Consider the following 15,566-nt stretch of genomic DNA (forward strand, 5'->3'; position numbering starts at 1 on the left):
GGAGTTGGAACAGGTTTGGAACGTATAGCGGTCATCGACTTTGAAACCACCGGCATCACCCCGAGCAGCCACTGCCGGGCCACGGAAATCGCGGTGGTCATCCTTGAGCGTGGCCAGATCGTGGACCGCTATCAGAGCCTGATGAAAACCGGCGTGCATGTGCCCGCTTTCATCGAACAACTCACCGGCATCAGCAACGCCATGCTGCGCAGCGCGCCGCCGGCCGAGCGGGTAATGAACGAGGTCAACGAGTTCGTCGGCACCACGCCGCTGATGGCGCACAACGCCGCGTTCGACCAGAAGTTCTGGGACTACGAGCTGAGCCTGATCCGCCGCACCCGCCTGCAGAAATTCGCCTGCTCTCTGCTGCTTGCCCGCCGCCTCATGCCGGCTGCGCCCAACCACAAGCTCGGCACCCTCAACGCCTACGCCCAACTGCCCCACACCGGCCAGGCTCACCGAGCGCTGGCGGATGCGGAAATGGCGGCCAACCTCACGGCCCACCTGGCCCAGGAACTGCGGCGTACCCACGGCTTGCGTGAACTGTCCCACGACCTGCTGTGCACCTTGCAGAAAGTGCCAGCGGCGAAGATCAATGAGCATCTGAAGAAACATCGCGGGTTCTAAACCCGCCGCAATCCCAAAACAACCGAAGATCCAATGGTGGGAGCGGGCTTGCTCGCGAAAGCGGAGTGTCAGTCAGCACCTGTATTGACTGATCCACCGCTTTCGCGAGCAAGCCCGCTCCCACATTAGCTAGGCGGCGGTCATCGAGGGGCAGTCTTTGCGCAGATCAGCGAAAAGGTCATTCAGCTATTCGTCGACATCATCGGCTTCATCGACCGCAGCCAAGTGACAGAGCAAACGGATTTCATCCATGACTTCAAGATCATTGATGACGATTTGACCTGCTTCGTCATGCAGATCAAGTGGCAGTTCAAGCTGCAAGCCACTCAGGCAGATTGGGATGACATCACCACGATCAGGCAGATTATCGATTTGATTGTTGAACGCTCAAATGTGCATTGATGCAACTTACGTCATCGCAGGCAAGCCTGCTCCCACAGTTGGAATGCATTTCAAAGGTGGGAGCCGGGCTTGCCCGCGATGGCGGTGGGTCAGCCACCACTCTTCCCGATCCCCTCCAACTGCCCCAACGGTACCCGCCGCTCTATCGCGCTCGACAAAATGATCGAGGTCTTGCTGAAGCCGAATTTCGCTACGCGATTGATCAAGTTCTCCAACTCCGGCATAGACCCCACTGCCGCCTGCATGATCACGCACGGATCACCCGTCACCCGATGGCACTCGGTCAACTCAGGGATCTGCGCCAGGGCGTCGTAGGTCTTTTGGCTGCCATGGTTAGTCAGCCGCAGTTCCATCACGCATTGAATCGGCAAACCGACTTTGGACAGGTCCACCTTGGCCTGATACCCGGTGATCACGCCACTGGCCTCCAGCTTCGCCACGCGTTCGGCCACGGCAGGGGCAGAGAGGTTCACCGTGCGGGCCAATTGCGCGTAGGAAGCGCGGCCGTCTTCGAGCAGGGCGCTGAGGAGCAGGCGGTCGTATTTGTCCATGATAAGGCTCCGGTTGCGCGTGACTTTCGAAAGCACGGTTTATAGCCTTCACAACCATGCTTTGAAAAGTGTATTGGCGTTTTAAACAGGTTTTGTAACTTATGTTTAGCGACCTGCCTTTTTAGAATAAGCCTCCCATCTCCTGCCATAGAGCCGCCCAATGCCTGGCCCACGTCGCTTTCCCTTACCGTTGATCGCCGCCTTTTTTGCGTTGTATGTGATTTGGGGGTCTACCTACCTGGTGATTCGCATCGGTGTGGAGTACTGGCCGCCGTTGTTGCTGGCGGGGATTCGGTTCTGCACGGCGGGGGCATTGATGTACGGCTTCCTGCGCTGGCGCGGGGTGCCGGCACCGACTTGGCCGCAGTGGAAGGCGGCCGGGATGATCGGTCTTTTGTTGCTCACCGTGGGCAATGGTGGGGTCAGTGTGGCGGAACACATGGGTGTATCGTCCGGCGTGGCGGCGTTGGCCGTGGCGACCGTGCCGTTGTTCACCTTGCTATGTGGGTATTTCTGGGGCGCGCGTAACACCCGTCTGGAATGGGCTGGGGTGATCCTGGGGATCATCGGCATTGCCATGCTCAACATGGGCAGTACGTTGCAATCGAGCCCGATGGGGGCTGTGTTGCTGTTGGTGGCGGCGGCATCCTGGGCGTTTGGTTCGGTGTGGAGCCGACAGTTGCCGTTGCCCCAAGGCGCCATGGCCAGTGCTGCGGAAATGCTGGTCGCCGGTGTGGCGTTGCTGATGGTCAGCGCGCTGTCCGGTGAACGCCTGCAGGCTGTGCCACCGCTGGAAGGCTGGCTGGCCCTGGCGTATCTGACCGTGTTCGGCTCGATCATTGCCTTCAATGCCTACATGTACCTGCTCAAGCATGTCCGCCCGGCGGCCGCGACCAGCTATGCCTATGTGAACCCGGCGGTGGCGGTGTTGCTGGGGATTGTGTTCGTGGGCGAGACCATTGGTCTGGAAGAAGCCCTGGCCATGTTGGTGATTATCAGCGCCGTGCTGTTGATCAGCCTGCCCCAGTGGCGCAAGCCGAAGCCGGAAATAAGGTAAACTGCCGCGCATTACGCCCTTGCGCTGAATTTTTCCTACGGTATCTACATGACTTTCGCCACCCTTGGCCTGATCGAACCCTTGCTGCGCGCCCTTGAGACGCTTGGCTACCAGACCCCGACGCCGGTGCAGGCGCAAGCCATTCCGGCGGTGCTGGCCGGTCGCGACCTGATGGCCGCGGCCCAGACCGGCACCGGCAAGACCGCCGGTTTCGCCGTGCCGTTGTTGCAACTGTTGACGATGGAAGGGCCGAAAGTCGCCGCGAACTCGGCCCGTGCGCTGATCCTGTGCCCGACCCGCGAGCTCGCCGAACAGGTGCACGCCAGCGTCGCCGAATACGCGCAAAACCTGCCGCTGACCACTTACGCGGTGTACGGCGGCGTGAGCATCAACCCGCAGATGATGAAGTTGCGCAAAGGTGTCGACATCCTGGTCGCCACCCCTGGCCGCCTGATTGACCTGTTCCGCCAGAACGCGCTGAAACTCAACCAGCTGCAAACCCTGGTGCTGGACGAAGCCGACCGCATGCTCGACCTGGGCTTCTCCGAAGAGCTGGCGAACATCTACCGCATGCTGCCGAAAAAGCGCCAGACGCTGCTGTTCTCCGCGACCTTCTCCGATGACATCCGCCTGCTGGCCGGGCAGATGCTCAACGATCCGCTGAGCATCGAAGTCAGCCCGCGCAACGTCGCTGCCAACACGGTCAAGCAGTGGGTCGTGCCGGTGGACAAGAAGCGCAAGCCGGAGCTGTTTGTGCACCTGATGCGCAAAGGTCGCTGGAAGCAGGTGCTGGTGTTCGCCAAGACCCGTAACGGTGTGGATGCGCTGGTGGATAAGTTGCAGGGCCTGGGCATCAATGCCGACGGCATCCATGGCGACAAGCCTCAGGCTACCCGCCAACGCGCACTGGACCGCTTCAAGTCCAGTGAAGTGCAGATCCTGGTAGCCACCGATGTGGCGGCCCGTGGCCTGGATATCGAAGACCTGCCGCTGGTGGTCAACTTCGACCTGCCGATCGTGGCCGAGGACTACATCCACCGTATCGGCCGTACCGGCCGTGCGGGCAACACCGGTGAGGCGATTTCCCTGGTGTGTGCCGATGAAGTGAACATGCTGTCGGCCATCGAGATGCTGACCCGTCAGACCCTGACCCGTCACATGGAACAGGATTTCGAACCGGAGCACCGCGTGCCGGACACCGATGCCAGCGGGCAGGTGGTGAAGAAGCCGAAAAAACCGAAGAAACCTAAAAGCTCTGGTGGCGGCGGTAAGCGCAACCTGGGCAAGTGGGTGGACAGCGGGGAAGTGGCGCCGGCAGAGCCGTCGATCAAACCGGTGCGCAAGGTGCCTGTTTTTAACACTGGGCCGCGCAAGAAGAAGTGATTTTTCGGCGTTGCTGATGGCCCCATCGCGAGCAAGCCCGCTCCCACATTTTGAATGTATTCACAGATCAAAAATGTGGGAGCGGGCTTGCTTGCGAAAGCGACTTTGAATTCACCACCAGTCTCAGCGCTTAAGCCACTCCAACATGCCGCGCCCAGCCGCCCGTCCGCTGGCAAAGCATCCTGTGAGTAGATAGCCCCCCGTCGGCGCTTCCCAGTCGAGCATCTCCCCTGCACAAAACACCCCCGGCAACGGTTTGAGCATCAACCGCTCATCCAACGCCTCAAACGGCACGCCGCCGGCTGTGCTGATCGCCTCATCCATTGGCCGGGTCTTCACCAGGGTCAACGGCAGCGCCTTGATATCCACCGCCAATTGCGCCGGATCGTTGAAGTGGTCAGCCGGTGCCAACTCGCGCAGCAGTGCCGCTTTCAGCCCGTCCAGCCCCAACTGACTGTGCAAATGCTTGCTCATCGAGCGTGAGCCACGTGGTTTGGCCAGCGCGGCCTGAACCTTGTCCAGCGGCTTGCTCGGCAACAGGTCGATATGCACGGTGGCCGAGCCGTCGCGGTTGATCACTTCCCGGATCGGTGCCGACAACGCGTAGATCAAGCTGCCTTCGATACCCATTGCCGTGACCACACATTCGCCCAGGCGAGGCTTGTCATCTCCCAGCCCGATGGCGACGTTTTTCAACGGCGCGCCAGCGAATTTACTGACCATCAGTTCGCTCCAGGCCGACACCTCGAAACCGCAATTGCTGGGTTGCAGCGGGGCGTAGGGTACGCCTTTGTCCTCCAGCAACTTGAGCCAGGCACCGTCAGAGCCCAGCCGCGACCAGCTGCCGCCGCCAAGGGCCAGCAGCACGGCGTCGCTGTGGACAGTTTTTTCGCCGTCGGGGCTGTGGATAAGTAAGTCGCCCTCGGCATTCCAGCCCACCCAGCGATGGCGGGTGTGGATAACCACGCCCTGGTCGCGCAGGCGCTTGAGCCAGGCACGCAGCAGCGGTGCGGCTTTCATGTCGGTAGGAAACACCCGGCCCGAGGTGCCGACAAAGGTCTCGATCCCCAAGCCGTGGATCCATTCGCACAATGCCTCGGCCCCAAATGCGCGCAGCAAGGGCGCCATGTGTGGCGCACGTTCGGCGTAGCGCGACAGAAACGACGGGTACGCCTCGGAATGCGTGATGTTCATGCCGCCCACGCCGGCCAGCAGGAACTTGCGCCCCACGGACGGCATGCCGTCGTACAGGTCCACCCGCACGCCCGCCTGGCTCAGGACTTCGGCGGCCATCAGCCCGGCAGGGCCGCCGCCGATAATGGCAACATGAGGAGGAGGGGTCTGAGGCATGGGTCGGGCTACGGTCGCTGAATAGGCCGAGCATTCTACCCGAGGACGGCACAACTGCCTGATCAAAAAATGTACAACTTCCTACAGGCCAGACTGCCTCTGGCTTTCAGGTGCTTACGCTCAAGTTATCCACAGGTGGTTCCACAGGCATTGTGGGTAACGCCCACGGTTCAATGACAACCTGATGACGTCCACACCCGTTGCGCACTGTGGTGCAGGATGCCGTGGCGGCGGGCGAGGGCCGGGCGGTCCTTGCTGTAGCCGCCACCGATCACGCCCATGACCGGAATGTCGCGGCCCAGGCAGTGGCGCATCACGCTTTCATCGCGGGCGGCGACGCCTTCGTCTGTCAGCTTGAGGTAACCGAGGGCGTCGTCCTTGTGTACATCAACGCCGGCGTCGTATAGCACCAGATCGGGTTGGTAGAGCGGCAGCAGGTAGTTGAGGGCGTCATCCACCACCTTGAGGTAGTCGGCGTCGCCCATGCCCATGGGCAGTGGAATGTCCCAGTCACTCTGGGCTTTGCGCGCCGGGAAGTTCTTTTCACAGTGCAGCGACACGGTGATGGCGTCCGGCGTGTCGTGGAGGATGCGCGCGGTGCCGTCGCCCTGGTGCACGTCGCAATCGAAGATCAGCACACGATTGACCCGGCCGCTGGCCAGCAGGTAATGGCTGATCACCGCCAGGTCATTGAAGATGCAGAAACCTGCCGGGTAATCGTAGTGGGCGTGGTGGGTGCCGCCGGCCAGGTGGCAGGCCAGACCGTGGTCAAGGGCTTGCTCCGCCGCGAGAATCGAGCCGCCGACCGCACGTACGGTACGGCGGGCGAGGGCTTCGTTCCAAGGCAAGCCGAGGCGGCGCTGGTCTTCGCGTGACAGCTCGCCGCCCATGTAGCGTTCGATATACCCAGCGTCATGGGCCAGGGCCAGAATCTCTGGTGGGCACAACTGCGGGCGCAGCAGTTGGCTGTCCTCGGTCAGGCCGCTGTCCACCAGGTGGTCGCGCAGCAGGCGGAACTTGTCCATGGGGAACCGGTGGTCCGCCGGGAACTCGGGGCTGTAGTCATCGTGGTAGATCAATGGCAAAGGCATGGGATTTTCTGACGGGAACCTGCGACGGATCTTAACAGCGCTGTACACTCACGCACATGGCAAGGGAGGGGACCCATGGAGCCGATACTGGAATTGGAAAGTGCACGCCTGGTGCTGCGCCAATGGCGCGACGCTGACTTGCCGGAGTTTGCGCGCATGTGCGCCGACCCGCAGGTGATGCGTTATTTCCCGGCCACACTGAGCCACCTGGAAAGCGCCGCGTTGATCGGCCGCATTCGTGGGCACTTCGCCGAATACGGCTTTGGCCTGTGGGCGTTGCAGCGCAAGGACACCGGTGAGTTCATCGGCCTCACCGGGTTGCTGAATGTCAGCTTTGAGGCGGAATTTGCCCCGGCGGTGGAGATCGGCTGGCGCCTGGCTCGCGAACACTGGGGCCTGGGGTACGCCAGCGAGGCTGCGTGGACCGCGTTGCGCTGTGGATTTGATCGCTTGAGCCTGGACGAGATTGTCGCCTTCACCACGCAAGCCAATCTGCCATCACAAAAAGTCATGCAGGCCATCGGTATGCATTACGATCCGCAGGCAGATTTTGAACACCCCAAGGTCGCAGCCGATGACCCGCTGCGCCATCATGTTTTGTATCGCATCACCCGCGCCCAATGGTTGGACACGCTGCATGGATAGGCAGCCCGGAATGCCCCATAGATTTTAGGAGTTGCTCTATGAGCCAAGTATTGGAAGATCTGGTGGACTTGCTGACCCTGGAACCGATCGAGGAAAACCTCTTTCGCGGCCGCAGCCAGGACCTGGGTTTTCGCCAACTGTTCGGCGGCCAGGTGCTCGGCCAGTCGCTGTCGGCCGCCAGCCAGACCGTAGAAGAAGCGCGGCACGTGCATTCCCTGCATGGTTATTTCCTGCGTCCCGGCGATGCAGCGTTGCCGGTGGTGTATTCGGTGGACCGTGTGCGTGATGGCGGCAGTTTCAGCACGCGCCGCGTGACGGCGATCCAGAAGGGCCACCCGATCTTCACCTGCACCACCTCGTTCCAGTACGACGAACAAGGCTTCGATCACCAGACCACCATGCCAGTGGTGGTGGGGCCGGAAAACCTGCCGTCGGAGCTGGAACTGACCCAGCAACGTGCGCACCTGATCCCCGAGCACATGCGCGACAAGCTGCTGTGCCCCAAGCCTATTGAAGTGCGCCCGGTCACGGAAAAAGACCCGTTCAACCCGCAGCCGTCCGACCCGGTCAAATACGTGTGGTTCCGCGCCGACGGCGCCCTGGCTGATGCGCCGGCGCTGCACAAATACCTGCTGGCCTATGCCTCGGACTTTGGCCTGCTGACCACCTCCTTGCTGCCCCATGGCAAGACGGTGTGGCAGAAAGATATGCAGGTCGCCAGCCTCGACCACGCGCTGTGGTTCCACGCCGACCTGCGCGCCGACGACTGGTTGCTGTACGCCATGGACAGCCCATGGGCCGGCAATTCCCGTGGGTTCTCCCGTGGCAGCGTGTACAACCGCGCAGGGCAACTGGTGGCCTCGGTGACCCAGGAAGGCCTGATCCGCCATCGCAAGGATTGGGCATGAGCCTGTCGGACGTAAAGCACTGGGTGTTCGATATGGACGGCACCCTCACGGTGGCCGTGCATGACTTTGCGGCCATTCGCGTGGCCCTGGAGATCCCACCCGAGGACGACATCCTCACACACTTGGCGGCATTGCCCGCGGATGTCGCGGCGGCCAAGCATGCCTGGTTGCTGGCGCATGAGCGTGAGTTGGCATTGGGTTCAGTCGCGGCCGAAGGCGCGGTTGAGTTGGTGCGCGAGCTGGCTGGACGCGGTTACCGTTTGGGCATCCTGACCCGTAATGCGCGGGAGTTGGCGCATGTCACGCTGGAGGCGATTGGCCTGGCGGACTGCTTTGCCATTGAGGACGTGCTGGGGCGTGACGATGCGCAACCGAAGCCCGATCCGGATGGCTTGCTGAAACTGGCAGCTGCTTGGGAGGTGGCGCCGAGCAAAATGGTGATGGTCGGTGATTACCGCTTCGACCTGGATTGTGGCCGGGCGGCGGGCACGCGGACGGTGTTGGTTAACCTGCCGGAAAACCCCTGGCCGGAGTTGGCGGATTGGCATGCCGAGGATTGCGCGGTGCTGCGCCGGATGATCTAGCCCAGACAATAGCGCTCCCACATGTTGATTGGGTTTCTTCAGGGGGGGTTATTGGAAAAGTACTTTCTGGCCCTCTGGTGACGTAAACATCCCATCGCCGTTATGCCCCACCCCCGGCACTTCCACCAACGTGTGGCTCAACTGCGGATGCCGTTGCTTGAGGTAGTCAAAATAGTTGTGCCCACGAATCAGGCGATACGCGCCCTGGGTTTCAGCGGCGCAGCTTTTGTCCAGTGCCGGGTGGTTCGGGTCGGTGTCTTGCTGGCCCAGCAGGTAGGTGATGTTGCGTGACACATAGGCTTGCTCAAGCTGCTCGGCGCTCTGGCCCTTGGCGTAGGCCGGCAGGTGTTGCAGGCCATATTTCCAGTCGTTGAAGCCTGGGCAACTGGCCGTGTCGAACTGCACCGGGCGCTGTGCGGTGAAGTAGGCGTAGGACGACGGGTTGGCCACCACATAACGCAGGCGGATGTCTTCGGTTCGCAAGGTTGGGTGATCGTGGCCGGTGAGGGCGAAACGCTGCACCACCTGGCCGCCGCCGGAGTGACCGGCCACCACGATTTCCTTGAGCGCCGGGAATAGCGTGCGGTTGCCCAGGTGCTTGATGATCTGATCGAGGGCACCGTAGGCGCTGATTTGCCCTGGCGCGGTGGAGGGGGCGCCGGCCATCCAGTCATTGCCCTTCCAACGCAGCACCTGGTTGTCCAGGTGGTTGCGCTTTACGTCGGACGCATTGAGAAACTGCGGCGCAATCACCAGTGTGTTGGCGGCTTGGCCCGCATGCGCAGCGGCGTCTTCAGCGCTTTGAAGGTAAGTCTGCGCATTGCGCAGGCGGCCATGCACGATGACCAAGGCGCGGGTGACCTGGGGCAGCGGTTTGCGCCAGTCCTGGCTTAATCCGAGACTGAGGTCGCCGGCCTCCAGGTGAAAGCGATCGGGACTGACTTCTTTTACGCCATGTTCGGCGGCCAAGGCGGAACAGGTGACTAACAAACCCAGCAGCAATCCCAATCGTTTATTCATCTAGAGACTCTTGGCGGTAAACGTGTCGCATTGAGTGATCTGGCCCTGGGCGAAGCCGGTCTTGAACCAGCGAACCCGCTGTGCCGAGGTGCCATGGGTAAACGAGTCCGGCACGACGCGCCCTTGACCCTGTTGCTGCAAACGGTCATCGCCGATGGCGTTGGCTGCATTCAGTGCTTCTTCAATATCGCCAGGCTCCAGCCAGTTCAGACGCTTTTGCGCACGGTTGGCCCACACGCCGGCGAAGCAATCGGCTTGCAGTTCCTGGCGGACCAGCAACCCGCCGTCGCCCTGCATCTGCCGGCCCTGCTGGCGCGCCGCCTGGATCTTCGACGAGATACCCAGCAGCGTCTGCACGTGGTGCCCGACTTCGTGGGCGATCACGTAGGCTTGGGCAAAGTCGCCGGCGGCCTGGAAGCGCTGCGACATTTCCCGGAAGAAATCCAGGTCCAGGTACACCTGCTGGTCAGCCGGGCAATAAAACGGACCGCTGGCCGAGGTGGCGCCACCGCAGGCGGAATTCACCCGGCCGCGGAACAGAATCAGTTTCGGGTTCTTATAGGCCAACCCGTTTTCCTTGAACACCTGGCCCCAGGTGTCTTCGGTATCGCCCAGTACCGCACGGACAAAATCCGCTTGCTCATCGTTGGCCGGCGGCGCCTGGCGTGACTGCGTGCTTACCGACGGCGCCTGTTCCATCTGGCCAGTCAGTTGGCCGAGGATCTGCAACGGGTCCTGGCCGGTCATCCAGCCGATGCCGACGATCAGCACAATGGCCGTGAGGCTCAGGCCTTTGCCGCCACCAAAGCGCATGCCACCACCACCGCCGCCACTGTCATCGCGGGCATCCACCACGTTGTCACTGCGTCGGCCTTTTTTCCATAGCATTGGGGCAATCCTCTCGATGAACCCTGTGTAGGCGCGAGCAAGCTCGCGCCTACAGTAATAGTGATAGTGACTGAGTATGGACCTTAATTTCGGCAGTAACCTTCGCCGGTATCCACCACCAGGCAATCCTTTTTATCCGCCAGCCATTTCATCCCGGTGGCAGCACCGTCGCCGGCGCGCAGCAGTTGCGGGCCATCCGGACGGGTGAAGGCGATGCCGCCTTCGGCCGCTTCCCCCTTGAACGTGCCCGAGTCATCGGCGTCGAGGCCGTATTGCATGGTCAGGATGTAATGACCGCGACCGATACTCTCGTCCTTGGCGATGGTCAGGTGGAGGCCTTCGACGCCGATCCATTTGCCGACCCATTTATCGGTGGGTGGGGTTTGCGGTACCAGGGTGGCTTGCACGGAAGCGGGCGCAGGTTTGGGCGCTTCCTGGGTTTCCTGCTTGCAGGCGGTGAGCAGGGCAAGGGCGGAAAGAGCAAAGAGGATTTTCTTCATAGCAGCAAGGCCTTGGTTAAAAAATGTGCAACTGGAAGGACGATGTGCAGCGTTGGACTCGAAACCCGTGATTTAGTGCGCTGTTCGCACGGTGTTTGGTTATGCTCTTGGGGCAGGCTCCAGCCCGGCTGCTAGATTACTGGGTTGAGCCCGATCGCGCGCCACACAAGAGAATCCGATGACCGTCAGTACCCCTTTATCCGGCGTCAACCATCCCTTCAAGGGCATTTTGCTGATCGTCCTGGCGACGTTTCTGTTTTCCAGCCACGACGCCCTGTCCAAATACCTGGCCGGGTTCTACCCGATCGTGATGGTGGTGTGGGCGCGTTACCTGGTGCACACCTTGTTGATGGCCGGGATTTTCCTGCCGCAATCGGGCTTGCGCGTGCTGCGCAGCAAGCGTCCGGGGATGCAGGTAGTACGGGCGCTCTGCCTGTTGGGCACCAGCCTGTTTTTCACGACGGCGCTGCACTACATCCCACTGGCGGAAGCCACGGCGGTGAACTTTCTCGCGCCGATCCTGGTGACGGCGCTCTCGGTGCCGTTGCTTGGTGAACACGTGACCCGAGGGCAATGGCTGGCGGTGATCTGTGGGTTTGTCGGCGTGCTGATCATCATCCACCCCGGCGGTGAATTGTTCACCCCCGCGGTGTTGCTGCCGCTGTGTTCGGCGCTGTTCTTCTGCTTCTACCAACTGCTCACGCGCATCCTCAGCCAGTACGACACACCCACCACCAGCAACTTCTTTGCCGGCCTGTGCAATACCCTGGTGATGAGTGCAATGGTGCCGTTTTTCTGGCAGGTTCCGACGCTGTGGCATGGCGCGTTGATGCTGGCGCTGGGCACTTGCGGCATGACCGCGCACTTGATGCTGACCCAGGCGTTCCGCTTTGCGGCGCCGGCCTTGCTGGCGCCGTTCGGCTATTGCCAGATCGTGTTCGCGGGGTTGTTGGGCTGGCTGGTGTTCAACCATACCCCCGATGTGACCACAGTGGTCGGCATCGGGGTGATCTGCATGAGCGGGCTGGCCGCTGCCTGGCAGCAGCGGCGCCGATAGCTCAGACGTCGACGGTAGGAATCTTGCGCGGCGCCATGAAGTACATCCAGGTCAGCGCAATGAAGTACATCGCCGGGATCAACGTGAACAACACCGTGTAGTTGTTGTTGGTCACGGTGAGGATATGGCCGACGATCTGGGTCATGAACATGCCGCCGATGGCCGCGCACATGCCGCCGAAACCGAACACCGTGCTCATCATGTGCTTGGGCGTGTAGTCCATCACCAGGCTCCAGATGTTCGCGGTCCAGGCCTGATGCGCGCCGATTGCCAGGGAGATGGCAAACACCGCGACCCACAGTTGGCTGGAACCGGCCGCCATGATCACGCCGACGATGCAGCACGCAAACAGCAGCATCGACAGCAGCCGCGCCTTGATCGAGTTCATGCCGCGACCGATCAGGAACGACGACAGAATCCCTCCGCCTACGCTGCCGAAATCCGCAGTCAGGTAGATGATGATCAACGGGATACCCATCTGGGTCACGTTGATGCCCAGGTTGTATTGCTGATTCAGGAACGGCGGCAGCCAGTACAGGTAGAACCAAAACACGGGGGCGGTCATCGAGTAGGCGAGGGCGAAGGCCCAGGTGCCGCGCATGCGCAGGATGCGGGTGAACGGCACGCGCGGTTGTTCCGGTTCGGCTTCCTGCAGCACGTAGTCCAATTCGGATTGTTTGACGCTGGGATGGTCTTCCGGGTTGAAGTACTTCAGGCCCCAGAACACCAACCAGATCCCGCCGAGTGCCGACATGCACAGGAACGCTGCCTGCCAGCCCCATACATGCAGGATCAACGGCAGCAGCATTGGCGTCATCATCGCGCCGACGTTGGTGCCGGCGTTGAAGATACCGGTGGCCACCGCACGCTCACCGGCCGGGAACCACAAGCGCGTGGTCTTGACGCACGCCGGGTAGTTGGCGGCCTCGGTCAACCCGAGGATAAAACGGCACACCATGAAGCCAACGGCTGAGGTGGCCAGGCCGTGGGCGCCGGTGGCCAGGCTCCACAACAGCACGGCGCAGAAGAACACACGTTTGACGCCCACCCGGTCGATCAGGCGGCCCTGCAGCACAAAACCGATGGCGTAGCCGACCTGGAACCAGAAGTTGATGTTGGCGTAATCCATCGCCGTCCAGCTCATCTCTTTGGCGAGGATCGGCTGCATGACGCCCAGCGCGGCGCGGTCGATGTAGTTGAGGGTGGTGGCGAAAAACACCAGGGCCAACATGCCCCAGCGCGTTTTACCCACGGCCAGGGCGCCGCGGATCTTGTCGCCGATGCCGGCGTGCGGGGTGCCGTGGCGCGCGGCCAGGGCGGAGTTTTGCAGAGGCATGAGGTCGTACCCGTTTTTTTGAAATTTTTATGGTGTGTTCTGGGTCTTGTTACTGAATCGATGGTGCGCAGCGGCTAAAAAATCGTCAATTCGCCAAAGGGGCATAGTGTTCGATAATCGCACCAAAAACTAACCGGTTCGTACATTTTAATTGCTGTGAACAGTTTAGCGGCCAATAATTTGCCGTAAATAAGACCAGCCTCAAACGCCGGGAGTCGCCCATGCAACGCTCTATTGCCACCGTTTCCTTGAGCGGAACCCTGCCGGAAAAACTCGAAGCCATCGCGGCCGCCGGGTTCGACGGTGTAGAAATCTTCGAAAACGATCTGTTGTATTACGAGGGCAGCCCCCGCGAAGTTAGGCAGATGTGCGCCGATCTGGGCATCGCCATCACCTTGTTCCAGCCGTTCCGCGACTTTGAAGGCTGCCGCCGTGACCGCCTGGCACGCAACCTGGAACGCGCCGAACGCAAATTCGACTTGATGCAGGAACTGGGCACCGACCTGGTGCTGGTGTGCAGCAATGCCTCGGCCGACTGCGTGGGGGACGAGCGTATCTTGCTCGATGACCTGAGCCTGCTCGCCGAACACGCTGGCCGTCGTGGCCTGCGCATTGGCTATGAAGCGTTGGCCTGGGGCAAGCATGTGAATACCTGGCAACAGGTGTGGAACCTGGTGCGTCAGGTTGATCACCCTAACCTCGGCGTATTGCTCGACAGCTTCCACACCCTTTCCCTCAAAGGCGACCCAAGTGCTATCGCCGAGATTCCCGGCGACAAGATTTTCTTCGTGCAAATGGCCGACGCGCCGATCCTGGCCATGGACGTGCTGGAGTGGAGCCGACATTTTCGCTGCTTCCCCGGCCAAGGTGAGTTCGACCTGGCAGGGTTCCTCGCGCCGATCATCAAGAGCGGTTACACCGGGCCGCTGTCCCTGGAAATTTTCAACGACGGCTTCCGCGCTGCGCCGACCCGTGCGAATGCGGCGGATGGCTTGCGCTCTTTGCTGTACCTGGAAGAGAAAACCCGCGAGCGCCTGCAGCAGGAGGCTCCTGCACAACCGCTCGATATCCTGTTCGACACCCCGGCGGCCAGTGAATACGACGGCATCGAGTTCCTCGAATTTGCCGTGGACGAAAGCCTCGGCGCCAAGCTCACCTACTGGCTGGAACGCCTGGGTTTCGTCAAGGCCGGGCAGCATCGCTCCAAGAGCGTGAGCCTGTTGCGCCAGGGCGATATCAACCTGATCCTCAATTGCGAGCCCTATTCGTTTGCCCACAACTTTTTTGAGGCCCACGGGCCGTCGTTGTGCGCCACCGCGATTCGGGTCAAGGACAGCGCCAAGGCCCTGGAGCGCGCGATGGCTTACAAAGGCCAGCCGTATCGCGGCCTGGTCGGGCCTAACGAGCTGGAACTGGCGGCGGTGCGCGCGCCGGATGGCAGCCTGATTTATCTGGTGGATCCGAGCGAAGGCGGGTTGTACGACACCGACTTCAACCTGCAGCCCGCCGCATCATCCAGCGGCGGCTTGCTGCGCATCGACCACATGGCCATGGCTTTGCCGGCCGACAGCCTCGACAGTTGGGTGCTGTTCTACAAGAGCCTGCTGGACTTTGAAGCCGACGACGAAGTGGTGCTGCCCGACCCGTATGGTTTGGTGAAAAGCCGTGCGCTGCGTAGCCGTTGCAGCTCGATCCGCCTGCCGCTGAACATCTCCGAAAACCGCAACACTGCGATTTCCCATGCGCTGTCGAGCTATCGCGGCTCGGGCGTGCACCACATTGCCTTCGACTGCGCGGATATTTTCGCCGAAGTGCGCCGCGCCAAAGAGGCGGGTGTGCCGCTGCTGGATATCCCGCTCAACTACTATGACGACCTGGCGGCGCGTTTCGATTTCGACGACGAGTTCCTCAGCGAGTTGGCGTACTACAACGTGTTGTACGACCGCGACGCTCAGGGGGGCGAGTTGTTTCATGTGTACACCGAACCCTTTGAAGGGCGGTTTTTCTTCGAGATCATCCAGCGCAAGAACGGCTATGCCGGCTATGGCGCGGCCAATGTGGCGGTGCGCCTGGCCGCGATGGCCAAATCCCGCAGCGGCGCGGTACGCCAGGCGCGTTTATAACGCTGGGTCAGGTGCTTTCTTTCAGGCAGCATCGCGGCCCATAA

General features: G+C 61.4%; 16 protein-coding genes. 9 read left to right on the plus strand and 7 right to left on the minus strand.

Annotated elements, in window-relative coordinates; genetic code table 11:
• Positions 1 to 15: 15 nt before the first annotated feature.
• Together AB4O08_RS16280 and AB4O08_RS16285 are read left to right on the plus strand one after the other, a co-directional pair.
• Positions 16 to 627: a 3'-5' exonuclease gene (locus tag AB4O08_RS16280; RefSeq protein ID WP_042571613.1), complete on the plus strand. Its 612-nt coding sequence runs from the start codon at positions 16 to 18 to the stop codon at positions 625 to 627.
• Between the two features lie 165 nt (positions 628 to 792).
• A complete protein-coding gene (locus AB4O08_RS16285; protein WP_047543368.1) occupies positions 793 to 1,029 on the plus strand; it encodes an acyl carrier protein in 237 nt (78 codons plus the stop codon).
• Positions 1,030 to 1,118: 89 nt separating this feature from the next.
• On the opposite strand, the gene AB4O08_RS16290 is transcribed toward AB4O08_RS16285, so the two are convergent.
• Entirely contained in the window at positions 1,119 to 1,580 is a 462-nt protein-coding gene (locus tag AB4O08_RS16290) for an Lrp/AsnC family transcriptional regulator (RefSeq protein ID WP_042570861.1), read from the minus strand.
• Between the two features lie 160 nt (positions 1,581 to 1,740).
• On the opposite strand from AB4O08_RS16290, the gene yedA reads away from it, so the two are divergent.
• The gene (gene yedA, locus AB4O08_RS16295; RefSeq protein WP_010206736.1) at positions 1,741 to 2,637 is read left to right on the plus strand and encodes a drug/metabolite exporter YedA; all 897 of its coding nucleotides are present in this window, start codon (positions 1,741 to 1,743) and stop codon (positions 2,635 to 2,637) included.
• Between the two features lie 48 nt (positions 2,638 to 2,685).
• On the plus strand, positions 2,686 to 4,020 hold the full coding sequence (locus tag AB4O08_RS16300) for a DEAD/DEAH box helicase (RefSeq protein WP_010206735.1): 1,335 nt from the start codon (positions 2,686 to 2,688) through the stop codon (positions 4,018 to 4,020).
• Positions 4,021 to 4,143: 123 nt separating this feature from the next.
• Here the strand turns inward: AB4O08_RS16300 and AB4O08_RS16305 are convergent, their stop codons facing one another.
• A complete protein-coding gene (locus tag AB4O08_RS16305; protein ID WP_460114220.1) occupies positions 4,144 to 5,370 on the minus strand; it encodes a TIGR03862 family flavoprotein in 1,227 nt (408 codons plus the stop codon).
• A 170-nt stretch (positions 5,371 to 5,540) separates the two neighbouring features.
• A complete protein-coding gene (locus tag AB4O08_RS16310; RefSeq protein ID WP_010206733.1) occupies positions 5,541 to 6,461 on the minus strand; it encodes a histone deacetylase family protein in 921 nt (306 codons plus the stop codon).
• Between the two features lie 75 nt (positions 6,462 to 6,536).
• Between AB4O08_RS16310 and AB4O08_RS16315 the strand changes: the two genes are divergently transcribed.
• Genes AB4O08_RS16315 through AB4O08_RS16325 form a run of 3 tightly spaced genes read left to right on the plus strand, consistent with a single transcriptional unit; the run spans position 6,537 to position 8,598 of the window.
• Complete coding sequence (locus AB4O08_RS16315; protein WP_021492953.1) at positions 6,537 to 7,106, plus strand: GNAT family N-acetyltransferase; 570 nt, start codon at positions 6,537 to 6,539, stop codon at positions 7,104 to 7,106.
• A 38-nt stretch (positions 7,107 to 7,144) separates the two neighbouring features.
• The gene (tesB, locus tag AB4O08_RS16320) at positions 7,145 to 8,014 is read left to right on the plus strand and encodes an acyl-CoA thioesterase II (protein ID WP_010206730.1); all 870 of its coding nucleotides are present in this window, start codon (positions 7,145 to 7,147) and stop codon (positions 8,012 to 8,014) included.
• The gene (locus AB4O08_RS16325; protein ID WP_010206729.1) at positions 8,011 to 8,598 is read left to right on the plus strand and encodes an HAD family hydrolase; all 588 of its coding nucleotides are present in this window, start codon (positions 8,011 to 8,013) and stop codon (positions 8,596 to 8,598) included. The genes tesB and AB4O08_RS16325 overlap by 4 nt, the downstream gene beginning before the upstream one ends.
• Positions 8,599 to 8,646: 48 nt before the next feature.
• Here AB4O08_RS16325 and AB4O08_RS16330 read toward each other — a convergent pair whose 3' ends face one another.
• The 3 genes from AB4O08_RS16330 to AB4O08_RS16340 form a co-directional block, all read right to left on the minus strand.
• Complete coding sequence (locus AB4O08_RS16330) at positions 8,647 to 9,618, minus strand: alpha/beta hydrolase (RefSeq protein WP_460114221.1); 972 nt, start codon at positions 9,616 to 9,618, stop codon at positions 8,647 to 8,649.
• Positions 9,619 to 10,506, minus strand: a complete 888-nt coding sequence (ypfJ, locus tag AB4O08_RS16335) for a KPN_02809 family neutral zinc metallopeptidase (RefSeq protein ID WP_010206727.1) — start codon at positions 10,504 to 10,506, stop codon at positions 9,619 to 9,621. It abuts the gene before it with no gap.
• Positions 10,507 to 10,589: 83 nt separating this feature from the next.
• Complete coding sequence (locus AB4O08_RS16340; RefSeq protein ID WP_010206726.1) at positions 10,590 to 11,006, minus strand: lipoprotein; 417 nt, start codon at positions 11,004 to 11,006, stop codon at positions 10,590 to 10,592.
• 178 nt (positions 11,007 to 11,184) lie between these two features.
• Between AB4O08_RS16340 and AB4O08_RS16345 the strand changes: the two genes are divergently transcribed.
• Positions 11,185 to 12,063, plus strand: coding sequence for a DMT family transporter (locus AB4O08_RS16345; protein WP_010206725.1), 879 nt, complete (start codon positions 11,185 to 11,187; stop codon positions 12,061 to 12,063).
• A 1-nt stretch (position 12,064) separates the two neighbouring features.
• On the opposite strand, the gene AB4O08_RS16350 is transcribed toward AB4O08_RS16345, so the two are convergent.
• Complete coding sequence (locus tag AB4O08_RS16350) at positions 12,065 to 13,399, minus strand: MFS transporter (protein ID WP_010206724.1); 1,335 nt, start codon at positions 13,397 to 13,399, stop codon at positions 12,065 to 12,067.
• A 221-nt stretch (positions 13,400 to 13,620) separates the two neighbouring features.
• Here AB4O08_RS16350 and quiC point away from each other — a divergent pair, with 221 nt between their 5' ends.
• On the plus strand, positions 13,621 to 15,522 hold the full coding sequence (quiC, locus tag AB4O08_RS16355) for a 3-dehydroshikimate dehydratase QuiC (protein ID WP_460114222.1): 1,902 nt from the start codon (positions 13,621 to 13,623) through the stop codon (positions 15,520 to 15,522).
• Positions 15,523 to 15,566 lie beyond the last annotated feature (44 nt).

This window comes from Pseudomonas sp. H3_E07, from assembly GCF_054668895.1.